Below are 16752 nucleotides of genomic sequence, written 5' to 3' on the forward strand. Positions count from 1 at the left end.
TAATGAACCCACCCATCTTTTTAGTTGGCCCTCGCGGCTGTGGGAAAACCACCGTTGGTCTGGAGCTGGCGCGTCTGTGCCAGAGTCAGTTTGTCGATACTGACCACTGGCTCCAGGAGAATGCCGGTAAGACCATCGCCGATATCGTTGAGGATGAGGGTTGGAAGAGCTTTCGTGCGCGTGAAACGGCCACGCTGGAAGCGGTGACCGCGCCGTCAACCGTGATTGCGACCGGTGGGGGCATTATTCTGGCACCGTATAACCGCCAGTTTATGCGCGAAAAGGGTGTCGTGATCTACCTCTGTGCCCCGGTCTCTACGCTGGTGGGGCGGCTGGAGGCGTTTCCGGAAGAGGGACAGCGCCCGGCGCTGACCGCGAAACCGCTGAATGAAGAGGTCAGCGACGTCCTCGCCGAACGCGATGCACTGTACCGCGAGGCGGCACACCACGTTGTGGATGCGTCGGCGTCACCCGAGAAAGTTGCGATTCAGATTATTACCGCCCTGCGTTTGGCTTGCGCCAGCTAACAGCCGTCTATACTCATAGCTCAGACATAAAAAAAGGATGAGCTATGCCAACCAGACCTCCCTATCCACGTGAAGCCCGCATCATTACCGTTGAAAAAGGTAACGGCGATCAGACCGTAACCTGGTACCAGCTGCGTGCCGATCACCCTAAACCTGATTCGCTGATCAGCGAACATGAAACCGAACAGGAAGCGCTAGATGCGAAACGGCGCTATGAGGATCCTGAGAAGTCCTGACAGGAATCCGAATTCGTTACAACCGTGCCTGAATCACACTTTTAACATATCGCTGATGTTAAGCAGCAGTTAATATTTAGTTATTACAGGTGGATTCGGAAAGGCCAGTCGATCTTTACATTACGGTGTAGAGATCCCCTGCTACCCTTGGTGCTGTTTTGTTGAAAAAATGAACAGTGCAGCGTAGTGAGCCTGTACTTATGTGGCAGTTGTGGTAGTAACGGAAGGCGATCAAAATGAAGGCGACGTTGGCGATCCTCACGATTGGTGTGGTGCCTGTAAGCGAAGTATTACCGCTCTTAACCGAGCATGTCTCTGAACAACAAATTACGCATCTCAGTCTGTTAGGGAAGCTCAGTCGGGAAGAGGTCATGGAAGACTACGCGGTCGGAGAGGGGGAAGATCCCCTGGCAACGTTACTCAGTGACGGTAAACTGGCGCATGTGTCACGCCAGAAAATCGAGCGCGCGCTACAGGGCGTGATCGAAGTGCTCGACAATCAGGACTATGACGTTATTTTGCTGATGAGCACGGCACCCGTTAAAGGGCTCAGCGCGCGTAATGCCATTCTGCTCGAACCGATGCGGATTATCCCCCCGCTGGTGGCCTCAATTGTTGATGGTCATCAGGTTGGGGTCATCGTTCCCGTTGAGGAACTGCTGGATAACCAGACGGTGAAGTGGGCCGCGCTGGAGCACACCCCGCTGTACGCGCTGGCAAACCCGTTCTGGGACAGCGAAGCGAAGCTGATTGCGGCCGGGCAGGAGTTGATCGACAGAGGGGCGGATGTCCTGATGCTCGACTGCCTGGGCTTCCATCAGCGGCATCGTGATTTACTGCAAAAGGCGCTGGATGTTCCGGTGTTGCTCTCTAACGTCCTGATGGCGCGCCTGGCGTCAGAATTACTGGTGTAATGATTTTGCGTGACAGGTCATGAGCATGGCCCCTATAGTGGATTTTTCTCAATAAATATAAGGGCCAGTTCATGCTTCAAAGTAACGAATACTTTTCCGGTAAAGTGAAATCCATTGGTTTTACCAGCAGCAGCACTGGCCGCGCCAGTGTCGGCGTAATGGCGGAAGGGGAATACACCTTTGGCACCGCAGAAGCGGAAGAGATGACGGTGGTCAGCGGCGCGCTGAACGTCCTGCTGCCGGGTGAAACGGAGTGGAAAGTCTACAGTGCCGGGCAGGTCTTCAACGTGCCGGGCCACAGCGAGTTCCATTTACAGGTTGCAGAGCCAACCTCTTATCTGTGCCGCTATCTGAAATAAAAGCATGCCGGGTGGCGCATTCGCTTACCCGGCCTACGTTTTGCCTGTCAGCGCTGCGCTTCGCCGCCGAGACCTTCCACCAGGTTCTGAATTAACGCCGCCAGCTCGCCGGTCATCAGGATAAAGTCTGCGTCAAAGCGCTGAGCATAATCTTCGCGGTCGATATCTTCGTTCTGATCGCGCAGTTCATCGCAGAACTTAAGGCGCTTCACGGAGCCGTCATCACACATCACAAACTGAATGCGCTGCTGCCAGTCGAGTGCCAGTTTGGTCACCACTTTGCCCGCTTCAATGTGCACGGCGATTTCGTCGCTCACCAGATCCTGTTTCTTCGCGCGGATCACGCCGCCATCTTCCAGCAGCGCTTTCAGCTCTGCTTCATCAAGGATCTGGAAGCCCTGCGCGGCAGTCCCGCTGCGCACCCACTCGGTCAGGGTCAGCTCAATCGGCGTTTCCAGCGCCAGCGGTACCACCGGTAATGAGCCAAGGCTCTTACGCAGCAGCGCCAGCGTATCTTCCGCTTTTTTGGCGCTGGCGCAGTCCACCATGATCAGCCCGTTAACAGTGTCGATCCACATCATGGTCTGGCTAAAGCGGCTAAAAGCGCGCGGCAGCAGCGAGTGCAGCACTTCATCCTTCAGCGAATCTTTTTCGGTTTTTTTAAGCTTACGGCCCTGTTCAGCTTCCAGCTTGAAGATCTTCGCTTCGAGCGCCTGCTTAACCACGGGCGTCGGCAGGATCTTCTCTTCTTTACGGGCGCAAACGATGATTTGCCCCGTGCTGCTGGCGTGGGTCAGCGCATCGCTTTGAGAACCCATTGGCGGAACCCAGCCGGTTTTTGCCATATCCTGGCTACCGCAAGGGGTAAAGGAGTAAGCGGCTAACTGTTTTTCCATCTCTTCTGCACGCAGCGAAACGTCGCGGCTGAGACGGTAAACCATCAAATTTTTGAACCACAGCATGATAATTTCCACGGCCTTGTCGTTAAATCAGCGGGCATGATAACGAATTGTCGCATCGCTTGCATTGCTAATCGGGAAGCGGGCTTCTACTCTGTTGATAATCAAAATAATGAGGAGTGTCTTGTGCGTATTGGGATTGATTTGGGCGGCACCAAAACAGAAGTTATTGCGCTGAGCGAGCAGGGGGAGCAACTGTTTCGCCACCGTCTGCCTACGCCGCGCGATGATTATCACCAGACCATAGAGACGATTGCCCGCCTGGTCGATATGGCAGAGCAGGCAACGGGCGAGACGGGCACGGTCGGGATGGGGATCCCCGGCTCCATTTCGCCGTATACCAGCGTGGTGAAAAATGCCAACTCCACCTGGCTCAACGGTCAGCCATTTGATAAAGACTTAAGCGAACGCCTGAACCGGGAGGTGCGTCTGGCGAATGACGCTAACTGCCTTGCGGTGTCTGAGGCCGTGGATGGCGCAGCGGCTGGCGCGCAGACCGTATTTGCGGTCATTATCGGCACCGGCTGCGGGGCGGGCGTGGCCTTCGGTGGGCGCTCGCATATTGGCGGCAACGGCACCGCGGGCGAGTGGGGGCACAATCCGTTGCCGTGGATGGATGAAGATGAACTCAAATACCGCGCCGAAGTACCGTGCTACTGTGGCAAGCAGGGCTGTATTGAGACCTTTATTTCCGGCACGGGGTTTGCCACCGATTATCATCGTCTGAGCGGTCAGCCGCTGAAAGGTAACGAGATTATGCGTCTGGTTGAGGAGCAGGATCCGGTGGCTGAACTGGCGCTCAGCCGCTACGAAATGCGGCTGGCTAAGTCACTGGCGCATGTGATCAATATTCTTGATCCCGACGTGATTGTACTGGGCGGAGGCATGAGCAACGTCGACCGGCTGTACGCCACGGTGCCAACGCTGGTGAAACAGTGGGTATTTGGCGGCGAGTGCGAAACGCCGATCCGCAAAGCCGTCCACGGTGACTCCAGCGGCGTACGCGGCGCGGCGTGGCTCTGGCCGGAATAAACGCAAAACCGTTTTTGATGTTTGTAGCCTCTCCCCGTGGGGAGAGGCTACCCCAGTAATTTGAAAGCAAAAGCTATAACGTTGCCTCAGAATAACTGAGGGCTTTCAGCGATGCCTCGGTCCGGCTGTAAATCGCTGAGGCGTTTCCTGTAGGCCGGGGCGAGGCGCAGGGATGCGCCGAGAGGGCGGGCTTTACAGGGATGTTACCTCCGCCCGTCCCCGATAAGCCGGAAGGAATAAGCCGAAGGCACCGCGAAGCGGCGATTTACCGCCGGAAGCCCGGGTCGCCAGGGTGGTGGCGACTGAGCCACCCTGGCACGTTCACCGCTCATGTCGTGACAGAGTAGCAAGGAACATAACGTGAACGGAATGACCACCAGAGCCGTATGTTCCCCCTCACCCCAGCCCTCTCCCTCAAGGGAGAGGGGGCCGTCTGTGCAGGCATTATTTTGTGGGGAACTCTCAGCCCACAGGGAGAGGGCCAGGGTGAGGGCAGCAGAGCGCATCATCCCCCCATTTACTGCACCGCAAACTCCCTGTCCAGCCTGCTATATCCCAGCCCGTTGATCTTCTTCACTTTGATCTGCACCGGAATGCGCTCTTTCATTGCCTCTACGTGGCTGATCACGCCAATGGTTTTCCCGGTGGCGTTCAGCGCGTCGAGCGCATCCAGCGCGGTGTCCAGCGTTTCGCTGTCGAGCGTGCCGAACCCTTCATCCAGGAACAGCGAGTCAATGCGCGTTTTATGACTGACCAGATCGGAAAGCGCTAAAGCCAGCGCCAGGCTGACCAGGAAACTCTCCCCGCCGGAAAGGGTACGGGTATCGCGTACCGCATCGGCCTGCCAGGTATCGACCACTTCCAGCTCCAGCGCATCGCTGGCTTTACGCTGAAGCAGATAGCGGCCATGCAGACGGTTGAGCTGCTGGTTGGCAAGCCACACCAGATTATCCAGCGTCAGCCCCTGGGCGAATTTACGGAATTTATCGCCGGTGCTGGAGCCTATCAGCGCGTTGAGATAGCCCCAGTCGTCGGCCTGACGCGCCGCCTCCTCAATCTGCTGCATAAGCGCCTGCTGGTGCAGACGGTTATCGGCGTCCTGTTTGAGCTGCTGGCGGATCTCCCCCTGATGCGTGGTGTTGTCCCGAAGCTGTTGCGCCAGCTGGTGTAACTGCGCCTGAAGCGTTGCGGCATCGGTTTCCAGCCCCTCGGGGCGCTGTGCCTGATGCGCCTGAAGCTGCTGGCTTGCCTGCACCGAAAGCGCCGTGGCCTGCTGGAGCTGGTTTTCCAGCGTCTGCTTTTGTTGTTCAAGCTGGTGGATCGACGTTTCATCCAGCAGGGCGGAGAGAAATGCCTCCCGATCGGCAAAGCAGCTCGCGGTCAGCGCGGCGTTGAACTGAGCCTGTGATTGCTGGAGCCGTTCACGCTCAAGCGTCTCCTGTTGCTGTAGGGTGGTGAGCTGACTTTGCAGCGACACGCATTCGTCGTGGATGCCGCGCCAGTTCTCAGGGATAACCGCGTCGGCTTCTGCATCATTGGTAACCGGCAGCGTCTCCAGAATGGGCATCAGGGCGTTAATACCTTCCTGAATCGTACCGTGCTGGGCCTGTTTTTCCTGCCACAGGGTATATTCGCTTTCGCGCGCGCTCAGCCAGGCGCTTTCAGCCCCTTCATCGGGCACGCTAAGCGACAGCGATTGTAACGAGGCCGCCAGCGCCTGACGCGTCGCCGTCAGCTGCTGCTGGTACTGGCGCGCCTGACCTTCCTGTTCATTGAGCTGGTTTTGCAGCGTCAGACGCTGGCTGAGCTGATACAGCTGGCGTTCATACTGTTCCTGTTCGCTCATCCAGGGGGCAATATCATCCTGAATATTCAGCGCTATGTTCAGGGAGGCGCAGACCTCCAGCCACTCTTTAGTGAGTGCTTGCTCTTCCTCAGAGAGAGCCTGTGCTTCCTCTGTCTCGCGCTGGATCTGCTGGGTCAGCGCATTCACCTGCCCGAGCACCAGCAATCCTTCCTCTTTTAGCGCAGCAACCTCTTTCTCCAGCGCGTCGCGGCGGCGCTGATTGTCGGTCAGTTCAAGCGCCTGATACTGCACAACTGCCGGGTGTTCGCGTGAACCGCAGAGCGGGCAAGGCTTACCCGCTTCGAGTTGTGCACGATAGTTCTCAAGATCCTTGATTGTCGCCTCACGCTCACAGAGCGCTTTCAGGTCGGCATAGTGCTGATTTTTCTCTTTAAACTGCTGACGCCGCAGGATCAGCGTTTCATTGAGCTTAGCCTGCTCAGCCTGCGCTTTATGCACGCTTTCCGCATTCTGGCGCAGCCGTTTTTGCAGCGGCTGAAAGCGAGCGTGAAGCGCTGTCAGACGCTGGCGGAGCGCCCGCGACTGTGCCTGTTGCTCCATTGCCGTCGCGAGATCCTCAGCCGTCAGCGTCAACGTACTTTCAGGCAACTCAGCCAGCTTCTGACGAAGCTCAGCCATGCGCGCTGACTGGGCAACAAGCTGATTTTTATCGCGACCCAGCTGCGTAAAATGCGCCCGCCAGCCGGCAATTTCCTGCCCCCACTGACGGAAACGGTCGTGTTCGGTCAGCCACTCCGTCAGTACCGTGTGCTCTGTCTGCAACTGTTCACGGTTGCGCAGCGCACCGTTGCGAATACGCGAGCGCTGCGCCGCTCTGTCGAGTAAGCGAGTATTTACTTCAACAATTCGCTCTGTTGTCTGCGCCAGGCGGGTGGTCTGCTCCTGCTGATACTCCCATAGCGGACGTAGCTGGGCGGCGGGCTGCGCCAGCTGGAGCTTCGCCAGTTGGGGCGCGGCGTCCGTCAGAGCCTGTTGCGCCTGCTGCTGCGAAGCGGCTGCACGCTGCTGCTCACGTATCAGTTCGTCGTTACGCGTAAGCCACTGAAAATCTTTCTGTTGGCTTTGCTGCTGTGCCAGCAGGACTTTTTCTTCGTCAGTAAGTGCCTGCAAACTTTGCTGCAAGTGCTGCTGCTGTTCCTCGCTCAGCAGCACAACCCCTGCGGCCTGCGCTTCGCACATCTCCAGCGCGTTACGTGCCGCTTTGTGTTTTTCAAAAACCATGGCGGAAATCTGGCCGTAAATTTCCGTGCCGGTCAGTTCCTCCAGCAGCTCAGCGCGATCGCTCGGTTTAGCATTCAGGAAGGCGGCAAACTGCCCCTGAGAGAGCAACATCGAGCGGGTAAAGCGACCATAGTCCAGCCCGGTAAGCGTGGCGGTTTGTTCCAGCTTATCCGTGACTTTGTCGGCCAGAATTTTGCCGTCTTCGCAGCGGGCCAGCTCAACGCGCGGTGCCTGTAAGTTCCCGTCCGGCTGGTTGCGGGCGCGGTTCTGGCTCCAGAAAGCGCGATAAGCAACGCCTTTGACCTCAAATTCCACTTCTGCCAGGCATTCGGCGGTATCGCGCGTCATCAGGTCGTTTTGCGCCTGAGAGACCTTATTAAGACGCGGCGTTTCGTGGTAAAGCGCCAGGCAGATGGCATCCAGCAGCGTGGTTTTACCCGCGCCGGTTGCGCCGGTGATGGCAAACAGCCCGTTGCTGGCGAACGGCTCCGCGGTGAAATCAATTTTCCACTCATCCTTTAGCGAATTTAGATTTTTCAGGCGCAGGCTCAGAATTTTCATGCGTTTTCGTCCTCGTCATGGAGGGAATGCAGGGTCTGGGCAAACAGCTCGTTAAGCCTGGTGCGTCTGGCCTCGTCCACCTCTTCATGCGCAAGCCGCCGCGCGAACACCTCTTCAACCCGAAGTTCGCTAAGCGTTTCACGCTGGGCGTTGAGCAGTATTTTCTCGCGCTGCTCGCGGCTGCGGCGTACCAGCAGCACCTCCACGGGAAGGTCTTCCGTCAGCGTCTGAATTTTACGCTGCATATCGTACAGGTAGTCGTCGGTGGTGATTTCGATATCGAGCCAGACGGGGGGATTAAGCGCTGCGCCGCGCCACTGCTCAAGCTGAGCGGTAATGGCGGCCAGATCGCCTTTCAGCACCGCCAGCGGCTGGGTGACCGGCACCTCACGCGTCTCAACGGCGCTGAGTTTGCCTCCGGTGAAGCTCACCAGATGCACGGATTTGGCTTTGCCCGTTTCGTCAAAGCTGAGCGAAATGGGCGAGCCGCAGTAGCGGATATGCTCGCAGCCGCCGATGATCTGCGCCCGGTGAATATGCCCGAGGGCAATGTAGTCGGCCGGGGGAAAGTTTTGCGCCGGAAACGCGTCCAGCGTACCGATATAAATCTCGCGCACCGCGTCACTCTTACTGGCCCCGACGGTGGTGAGGTGCCCGGTGGCAATGATCGGAATGGCCTGTTCGCCGCGCAGGGCGCAGGCTTCCGTATGCTGCTGGTGATAATAGCGGGTGATGGCCTGCAACAGATGCTGCTGTTTTTCGCTGCCGGACAGACCTGCCTGGCTTTGCACGATATCGCGCGGGCGTAAAAACGGAATTGGGCACAGCACTGCGCCCGGCGTGCCGTCGCGTTTTTTCAGGATCTGCGGCGCGTGTCCGGCGCTGGCCACCACGGTGGTATTGAGGAACGCCAGAATATCGCGGGATTCATTCAGCGTCGCCACCGAGTCATGGTTTCCAGCGACAATCACAAGGTGACAACCGGTTTGCTGGAGGTTGACCACAAAACGGTTGTACAGCTCACGCGCATAGCTCGGCGGCGATCCGGTATCAAAAATGTCGCCCGCCACAATAATCGCGTCCACCTCGTGAGCCTGAGCCGTCTCCAGCAGCCAGTTCAGGAACGCTTCATGTTCCGCGGCGCGGCTTTTGCTGTAAAAATTTTGACCCAGGTGCCAGTCTGAGGTGTGAAGTATGCGCATAAAAGATCCGTGGCAATAATAAGAAAGCAGGATTATAAACGTTCAGGGAAGGGAAAATAACCGCTGTAATAAAACAACAGTTTGCCATTTATAGTGGTAATGTTTTTCATAAATCTGTCATAAATCTGACGCATAATGACGCCGCATTACAGACTTGTAACTTAAATACGATAAGACAGGGCAAAGTATGGCGAGACGTATTCTGGTCGTAGAAGATGAAGCTCCGATCCGTGAAATGGTGTGCTTCGTGCTTGAACAAAATGGCTTCCAGCCGGTTGAAGCGGAAGATTATGACAGCGCGGTGAACCAGCTGAATGAACCCTGGCCCGATCTGATCCTGCTGGACTGGATGCTGCCTGGCGGTTCCGGATTGCAGTTTATCAAGCATATCAAACGCGAGGCGATGACCCGCGATATCCCGGTGGTAATGCTGACGGCGCGCGGCGAGGAAGAGGATCGCGTGCGCGGTCTGGAAACCGGCGCGGACGATTACATCACTAAACCGTTCTCCCCGAAAGAGCTGGTGGCGCGTATCAAAGCCGTGATGCGCCGTATTTCACCGATGGCGGTGGAAGAGGTGATTGAGATGCAGGGGCTGAGCCTGGATCCTACCTCACACCGGGTCATGACCGGTGAAAATCCCCTCGATATGGGACCGACCGAATTTAAACTCCTGCACTTCTTTATGACCCACCCGGAGCGCGTTTACAGCCGCGAACAGTTGCTGAATAACGTCTGGGGAACTAACGTCTATGTCGAAGACCGAACGGTTGACGTCCATATTCGCCGCCTGCGTAAAGCACTGGAACTGAGCGGCCACGATCGCATGGTACAGACGGTCCGCGGCACGGGTTATCGTTTCTCGACCCGTTTCTGAACAATGACAGGAGTGTGACGCGTGCTGGAACGTCTGTCATGGAAAAGGCTCGTCTTTGAACTGATCTTATGTTGTATTCCGGCCCTCATTCTGGGGGCTATCTTTGGCTATCTGCCGTGGTTTTTACTGGTGGCCGTGACGGGATTGCTCGTCTGGCATTTCTGGAATTTACTGCGTCTCTCCTGGTGGCTGTGGGTCGACAGAAGTATGACACCCCCGCCGGGAAGCGGGAGCTGGGAACCGCTACTCTACGGCCTGCACCAGATGCAGATGCGTAACAAAAAGCGCCGTCGTGAGCTGGGAAGCCTGATCAAACGCTTTCGTAGCGGTGCGGAGTCGCTGCCGGACGCGGTGATCCTGACGACAGAAGAAGGGACAATCTTCTGGTGTAATGGCCTCGCGCAACAGCTGCTGGGCCTGCGTTGGCCGGATGATAATGGTCAGAACATCCTGAACCTTCTGCGTTATCCCGAGTTCACGCTGTATCTGAAAAAGCGGGATTTTTCGCGCCCGCACAATCTGAAGCTCAATAACGGTCGCCATCTGGAAATCCGCGTGATGCCCTACAGCGATCGGCAGTGGCTGATGGTGGCGCGGGACGTTACCCAGATGCACCAGCTTGAGGGCGCGAGACGTAACTTCTTTGCCAACGTCAGCCACGAGCTGCGTACGCCGTTGACGGTGCTTCAGGGCTATCTGGAGATGATGCAGGAACAAACGCTTGAGGGGGCGCCGCGTGAGAAAGCACTGCATACCATGCGGGAGCAGACGTTCCGCATGGAAGGGCTGGTCAAACAGCTGCTGACGCTTTCAAAGATTGAGGCTGCGCCGTCGCTGGCGCTAAACGACATCATTGATGTGCCGATGATGTTGCGGGTGGTGGAGCGCGAAGCCCAAACGCTGAGTCATAATCAGCACACCCTGAGTTTTGACGTTGATAACACGCTGAAAGTGCTCGGCAGTGAAGATGAGCTGCGAAGCGCTATCTCAAACCTGGTCTATAACGCCGTGAATCATACCCCGAAAGGGACGCATATCGCGGTGCGCTGGCAGCATACCCCGGCGGGCGCTGAGTTTAGCGTCGAGGACAACGGGCCGGGGATTGGGCCCGAACACCTCCCGCGTCTCACCGAACGGTTCTACCGGGTGGATAAGGCGCGCTCGCGGCAGACCGGCGGGAGCGGACTGGGACTGGCAATTGTGAAGCATGCCGTCAGCCACCATGAAAGCCGGCTCAATATCGAAAGCACCCTGGGTAAGGGCACGCGCTTTAGCTTCGTGATTCCGGAACGATTAATTGCCAAAAAAAGCGCCTGACGGCAGATGTGTCAGGCTACCTTTCCACGGGCCAGCGATTGCTGGCCCGTTTGCTTTGCAGTCAAGCGAAACGCGGATGAATATTATACGGCTGGTGCTTTTTTGTTCGCATGATTAGCCATGAGTTTTTCTTATACATGGCATATTATTTTGGTCTGAATTTTCATGCTGGCATATTGTTCTGGTTTTACGATCCCTTCTTGCCTTTAAACGTTATAAGCGTTTAAATTGCCCCCCATATACTGTCAGACCGACTGTATTTGCGTGGTAAATCGAAAAACTATTCTTCGCCACGCCAGGACGGGAGCATATCCCGCTGAAATTGAGCAAATTTTCCGCTGTATCGTCCCGTGAGGGATGGCGAAAATCTCAACGTATTCAACACCACATCCACAGGCAGTAAGGTTTTATGACCCATCACTTGAAATCGCGTGACATTATCGCGCTGGGCTTTATGACATTTGCGCTGTTCGTTGGCGCAGGCAACATCATTTTTCCTCCAATGGTTGGCTTACAGGCGGGTGAACATGTCTGGACGGCTGCGTTTGGCTTCCTGCTTACTGCCGTGGGCCTGCCGGTACTGACCGTTATCGCGCTGGCGAAAGTCGGTGGCGGTGTGGACAGCCTCAGCACCCCGATTGGCAAAGTGGCTGGCGTTCTGCTGGCAACCGTCTGCTATCTGGCCGTTGGCCCGCTGTTCGCGACCCCGCGTACGGCGACCGTCTCCTTTGAAGTGGGTATCGCCCCGCTGACCGGTGACGGCGCGATGCCGCTGTTTATCTACAGCCTCATTTACTTCGCCATCGTGATCCTGGTTTCGCTTTATCCGGGCAAACTGCTGGATACCGTGGGTAACTTCCTGGCTCCGCTGAAAATTGTGGCGCTGATCGTGCTGGCGGTTGCGGCCATCGTCTGGCCTGCGGGGCCCATCAGCTCCGCGATGGACGCTTACCAGAACGCGGCGTTCTCAAACGGTTTCGTGAACGGCTATCTGACAATGGATACGCTCGGTGCGATGGTGTTTGGTATCGTTATCGTTAACGCCGCGCGTTCCCGCGGGGTGACCGAAGCGCGCCTGCTGACTCGCTACACCATCTGGGCTGGCCTGATGGCCGGTGTCGGCCTGACGCTGCTGTATCTGGCGCTGTTCCGTCTGGGTTCAGATAGCGCAACGCTGGTCGATCAGAGCGCAAACGGCGCGGCAATCCTGCATGCTTACGTGCAGCATACCTTTGGTGGTGCAGGCAGCATGCTGCTGGCGGCGCTGATTTTCCTGGCCTGTCTGGTGACGGCGGTGGGTTTGACCTGCGCCTGCGCGGAGTTCTTCGCTCAGTATCTGCCGCTCTCTTACCGCACGCTGGTGTTTATCCTCGGCATCTTCTCCATGGCGGTGTCAAACCTCGGTCTGAGCCACCTGATTCAGGTGTCAATTCCGGTGCTGACGGCGATCTATCCGCCATGTATCGTGCTGGTGGTGCTGAGCTTCACCCGCCCGTGGTGGCATAACTCGACGCGAATTATTGCGCCGGCCATGTTTATCAGCCTGATTTTTGGTATCCTTGACGGGATCAAAGCATCAGCATTTGCAGAAATCCTGCCAGCCTGGACACAGCGTCTGCCGCTGTCCGAGCAGGGCCTGGCCTGGCTGATGCCTTCCGTTGTAGCGCTGGTTCTGGCGATTATCTGGGACCGTGCGGCAGGGCGTCAGGTGACATCCAACGCCCATTAATCAACGGCAACAAATTGTTTAACCACGGGGCTTAAGGCCCCGTGGTTTTTTGTTTTTTTCGTGTTGAATGGCAAGATTTTAATGGAAAGCACTAACAAACTTAAACGTGGATTGAGCACCCGCCACATCCGCTTTATGGCGCTGGGCTCGGCTATCGGCACCGGTCTTTTTTATGGCTCGGCAGATGCCATCAAAATGGCCGGTCCAAGCGTTCTGCTGGCCTACATCATCGGCGGCGTGGCGGCCTATATCATCATGCGTGCGCTGGGGGAGATGTCGGTTCACAACCCCTCTGCCAGTTCCTTCTCCCGCTACGCGCAGGAAAACTTAGGTCCGCTGGCCGGGTTTATCACCGGCTGGACCTACTGCTTCGAAATTCTGATTGTCGCCATTGCCGATGTGACGGCGTTTGGCATCTATATGGGGGTCTGGTTCCCCGCCGTGCCGCACTGGATCTGGGTACTGAGCGTGGTGCTGATCATCTGCGCCGTCAACCTGATGAGCGTGAAGGTGTTTGGCGAGCTGGAGTTCTGGTTCTCCTTCTTCAAGGTCGCGACCATTATCATCATGATCCTCGCCGGTTTCGGCATCATCATCTGGGGTATCGGTAACGGTGGGCAGCCAACCGGCATCCATAACCTGTGGAGCAACGGCGGCTTCTTTAGCAACGGCTGGCTCGGGATGGTCATGTCGCTCCAGATGGTCATGTTCGCCTACGGCGGTATTGAGATTATCGGCATCACCGCCGGGGAAGCGAAAGATCCGGAGAAGTCCATTCCGCGCGCCATCAACTCGGTGCCGATGCGTATCCTGGTGTTCTACGTGGGCACGTTGTTTGTGATTATGTCCATCTACCCGTGGAACCAGGTGGGCACCAACGGCAGCCCGTTTGTCCTGACTTTCCAGCATATGGGCATTGCGTTTGCCGCCAGCATTCTCAACTTTGTGGTACTGACCGCCTCGCTGTCGGCCATCAACAGTGACGTGTTCGGCGTGGGTCGTATGCTGCACGGCATGGCGGAGCAGGGCAGTGCGCCGAAGGTGTTTGCCAAAACGTCGCGTCGCGGCACCCCGTGGGTAACGGTGCTGGTCATGACCGTGGCGCTGCTGTTCTCGGTTTACCTGAATTACATCATGCCGGAGAACGTCTTCCTGGTGATTGCGTCACTGGCGACCTTTGCGACGGTGTGGGTGTGGATCATGATCCTGCTGTCGCAGATTGCGTTCCGTCGCCGCCTGTCGCCAGAAGAGGCCAAAGCGCTGAAGTTTAAAGTGCCGGGCGGCGTGCCAACGACCATTGTCGGTCTCATCTTCCTGGTCTTCATCATTGGCCTGATTGGTTATCACCCGGATACCCGTATTTCCCTGTACGTGGGCTTCGCGTGGATCGTCCTGCTGCTGGTGGGCTGGATGTTTAAATGTCGCCGCGATCGTCAGCTGGCGGAAGCACAGTAACATTCTTTTCACCCTCTCCCCGTGGGCTGAGGGTTCCCCGCAAAATAATGCCTGCACAGACGGCCCCCTCTCCCTTAAGGGAGAGGGCTGGGGTGAGGGGGAACATACGGCTCTGGTGGTCATTCCGTTCACTCTATGTTCCTTGCTACTCTGTAGCGAAATGAGCGGTGAACGTGCCAGGGTGGCTCAGTCGCCACCACCCTGGCGACCCGGGCTCCCGGCGGAAAATCGCCGCTTCGCGGTGCCCTCAGCTTATTCCTTCAGGCTATCGGGTCGGGCATGAGCCTGCATCCATGCAGGCCACGCCCTCTCGGCGCATCCCTGCGCCTCGCCCCGGCCTTACGGCAACGCTTCGGCGATTTTCAGCCGGACCGAGGCATCGCTGAAAGCCCTCAGTTATTCTGAAGGGAACGTTATTGCTTCTGCTTTCAAATTGCTGGGGCTATCTCTCCCCGTAGGAGAGGGGGAGAGCATCAGGCCGCACTGATGCCTCCTCCCCCGTCCTCCTCCCCCAATAAATCCCATCATGGTGAGCTATCCTTAATCACCCTGTGGCAAGGTGACGTCAATTTCATCAAAGGGGATTCGTGATGTTAAACGCCTGGCACCTTCCGGTTGCCCCATTTGTTAAGCAAAACAAAGACAACCTTGTGATTACGCTCTGGCTGGCAGGGGACAATCAGCCTGAACGTGTGACCCTGCGCGCCGAAGTGGATAACGAAGAAACGTCGCTGAAAATGCACAAAGTGCGCAGCCAGCCGCAGCCGGGCGTCACGGCGTGGCGGGCAAATATCAATTTGCGCAGCGGGCAGCCGCGTCGCCGCTACGGCTTTAAGCTGCTGTGGAACAACCGCCAGCTGTGGTTTACCCCGCAGGGCTTCAGCCGTTTTCCTCCGGCCCGGCTGGAGCAGTTTGCCGTGGATCACCCGGATAACGGCCCGCAGTGGGTTAACGATCAGGTCTTTTACCAGATTTTCCCGGACCGCTTTGCGCGCAGCGAAAAGCGCACCGCCGATCAGGACAAGGTTTATTACCATCATGCGGTCGGTCACGACATTATTCTGAAAAAATGGGACGAGCCGCTGACCGCCCAGGCGGGGGGATCGACCTTTTACGGCGGCGATCTCGACGGTATCAGCGAAAAACTGCCGTACCTGAAAACGCTCGGCGTCACGGCGCTGTACCTGAACCCGGTGTTTAAAGCGCCAAGCGTGCACAAATACGATACGCAGGATTATCGCCACGTTGACGAGCAGTTTGGCGGTGACGAGGCGCTGCTGCGGCTGCGACACAACACGCAAAAAGAAGGTATGCGCCTGATCCTTGATGGCGTGTTCAATCACAGCGGTGATTCTCACGCGTGGTTTGACCGTCATAATCAGTCGATGAGCGGCGCATGCCATAATCCTGACTCACCGCAGCGTGACTGGTACAGTTTTGATGAGAATGGCCGCGCCCTGGACTGGCTGGGCTACCCGAGCCTGCCGAAGCTCGATTTCCAGTCGCCATCGCTGGTGAATGAGATCTACGGCGGCGACGACAGCATCGTGCGCCACTGGCTGAAAGCGCCGTGGAACATGGACGGCTGGCGGCTGGATGTGGTGCATATGCTGGGTGAATCAGGCGGGGCGCGGAATAACCTTCAACATGTCGCCGCCATTACCCGGTCGGCAAAAGCGGCCCGGTCGGAAGCATTCGTCTTCGGGGAGCACTTTGGCGACGCGCGTCAGTGGTTGCAGGCTGATGCAGAAGACGCGGCGATGAACTATCGCGGCTTCACCTTCCCGCTGTGGGGTTTCCTCGCTAACACCGATATCTCTTACGATCCGCAGCATATCGACGCCGAAACCTGCATGGTGTGGATGGAAAACTATCGCGCTGGCCTGTCGCATCAGCAGCAGCTGCGGATGTTTAACCAGCTCGACAGCCATGATACCGCGCGCTTTAAATCATTGCTGGGTAAAGATGTGGCGCGTCTGCCGCTGGCAGTGACCTGGCTCTTTACCTGGCCGGGCGTACCCTGCATCTACTATGGCGATGAAGTGGGGCTGGAGGGGAATAACGATCCGTTCTGCCGTAAAACCTTCCCGTGGGAGAGTGAAAAACAGGATCAGGATCTGCTCAGCCTGTACCAGCGTATGGCGACGCTGCGCAGGCAGAGTCAGGCCCTGCGCTACGGGGGCTGTCAGGTGATGTACGCCCACGATAACGTGGTGGTGTTTGTCCGCGTCTATAACCAGCAGCGCGTGCTGGTGGCGATCAACCGGGGCGAGGCGTGTGAAGTGGTGCTGGAAGATTCACCGCTGCTGGCCGGTAAAACGTGGAAGATCAAAGAGGGTAAAGCGACGTTCCAGGAGAGCGTGCTCACGCTGCCCGCGATCTCCGCTGCGGTCTGGTTCGGCAGCTAAGCGCAGGCAGAATGGTTTTCACCTTTTAAGATGGCGCAAATGCAACGATTTGTGTCAATCTTAGCGGATCGTTTACGGTGAAGGTGGA

At 57.1% G+C, this 16752-nt stretch carries 13 protein-coding genes; 10 read left to right on the forward strand and 3 right to left on the reverse strand.

The genetic code is table 11. The features are described from left to right. The first annotated feature begins 2 nt into the window (after positions 1–2). The 4 genes from aroL (at position 3) to ppnP (ending at position 2036) form a co-directional block, all read left to right on the forward strand. Positions 3–527 carry a shikimate kinase AroL gene (gene aroL / locus RS584_RS04710; protein ID WP_315749022.1) on the forward strand — a complete coding sequence of 175 codons (525 nt, stop codon included), beginning with the start codon at positions 3–5 and terminating at the stop codon, positions 525–527. 44 nt (positions 528–571) lie between these two features. Continuing rightward, positions 572–763, forward strand: a complete 192-nt coding sequence (gene yaiA / locus RS584_RS04715; protein WP_315749023.1) for a protein YaiA — start codon at positions 572–574, stop codon at positions 761–763. Positions 764–999: 236 nt separating this feature from the next. Further along, positions 1000–1677 (forward strand): AroM family protein, encoded by a 678-nt coding sequence (locus RS584_RS04720; RefSeq protein WP_003859133.1) that lies wholly within the window; start codon positions 1000–1002, stop codon positions 1675–1677. A 71-nt stretch (positions 1678–1748) separates the two neighbouring features. Continuing rightward, the gene (ppnP, locus tag RS584_RS04725; RefSeq protein ID WP_003859131.1) at positions 1749–2036 is read left to right on the forward strand and encodes a pyrimidine/purine nucleoside phosphorylase; all 288 of its coding nucleotides are present in this window, start codon (positions 1749–1751) and stop codon (positions 2034–2036) included. A gap of 47 nt (positions 2037–2083) precedes the next feature. Here ppnP and rdgC read toward each other — a convergent pair whose 3' ends face one another. After that, positions 2084–2998: a recombination-associated protein RdgC gene (rdgC, locus tag RS584_RS04730; protein ID WP_006809928.1), complete on the reverse strand. Its 915-nt coding sequence runs from the start codon at positions 2996–2998 to the stop codon at positions 2084–2086. 123 nt (positions 2999–3121) lie between these two features. Here rdgC and mak point away from each other — a divergent pair, with 123 nt between their 5' ends. Further along, positions 3122–4027, forward strand: a complete 906-nt coding sequence (gene mak, locus RS584_RS04735) for a fructokinase (protein WP_196277692.1) — start codon at positions 3122–3124, stop codon at positions 4025–4027. Between the two features lie 517 nt (positions 4028–4544). Here the strand turns inward: mak and sbcC are convergent. Continuing rightward, a complete protein-coding gene (gene sbcC / locus RS584_RS04740; RefSeq protein ID WP_315749024.1) occupies positions 4545–7676 on the reverse strand; it encodes an exonuclease subunit SbcC in 3132 nt (1043 codons plus the stop codon). Beyond that, the gene (sbcD, locus tag RS584_RS04745) at positions 7673–8878 is read right to left on the reverse strand and encodes an exonuclease subunit SbcD (protein WP_315749025.1); all 1206 of its coding nucleotides are present in this window, start codon (positions 8876–8878) and stop codon (positions 7673–7675) included. Before sbcD ends, sbcC begins: the two co-directional genes overlap by 4 nt. 187 nt (positions 8879–9065) lie before the next feature. Here sbcD and phoB point away from each other — a divergent pair, with 187 nt between their 5' ends. The 5 genes from phoB (at position 9066) to malZ (ending at position 16664) form a co-directional block, all read left to right on the forward strand. Further along, entirely contained in the window at positions 9066–9755 is a 690-nt protein-coding gene (gene phoB / locus RS584_RS04750) for a phosphate response regulator transcription factor PhoB (protein ID WP_003859122.1), read from the forward strand. A 21-nt stretch (positions 9756–9776) separates the two neighbouring features. Then, entirely contained in the window at positions 9777–11072 is a 1296-nt protein-coding gene (phoR, locus tag RS584_RS04755; protein ID WP_023315505.1) for a phosphate regulon sensor histidine kinase PhoR, read from the forward strand. Positions 11073–11481: 409 nt separating this feature from the next. Next, entirely contained in the window at positions 11482–12801 is a 1320-nt protein-coding gene (gene brnQ / locus RS584_RS04760; protein WP_003859118.1) for a branched-chain amino acid transporter carrier protein BrnQ, read from the forward strand. Positions 12802–12882: 81 nt separating this feature from the next. Further along, on the forward strand, positions 12883–14256 hold the full coding sequence (gene proY, locus RS584_RS04765) for a proline-specific permease ProY (protein WP_017383160.1): 1374 nt from the start codon (positions 12883–12885) through the stop codon (positions 14254–14256). A gap of 590 nt (positions 14257–14846) precedes the next feature. Beyond that, complete coding sequence (malZ, locus tag RS584_RS04770; protein ID WP_315749026.1) at positions 14847–16664, forward strand: maltodextrin glucosidase; 1818 nt, start codon at positions 14847–14849, stop codon at positions 16662–16664. Positions 16665–16752 lie beyond the last annotated feature (88 nt).

It is taken from the genome of Enterobacter sp. DTU_2021_1002640_1_SI_PRY_ASU_LCPMC_013 (genome assembly GCF_032389435.1).
GTDB classification, from domain to species: Bacteria; Pseudomonadota; Gammaproteobacteria; order Enterobacterales; family Enterobacteriaceae; genus Enterobacter; species Enterobacter hormaechei_C.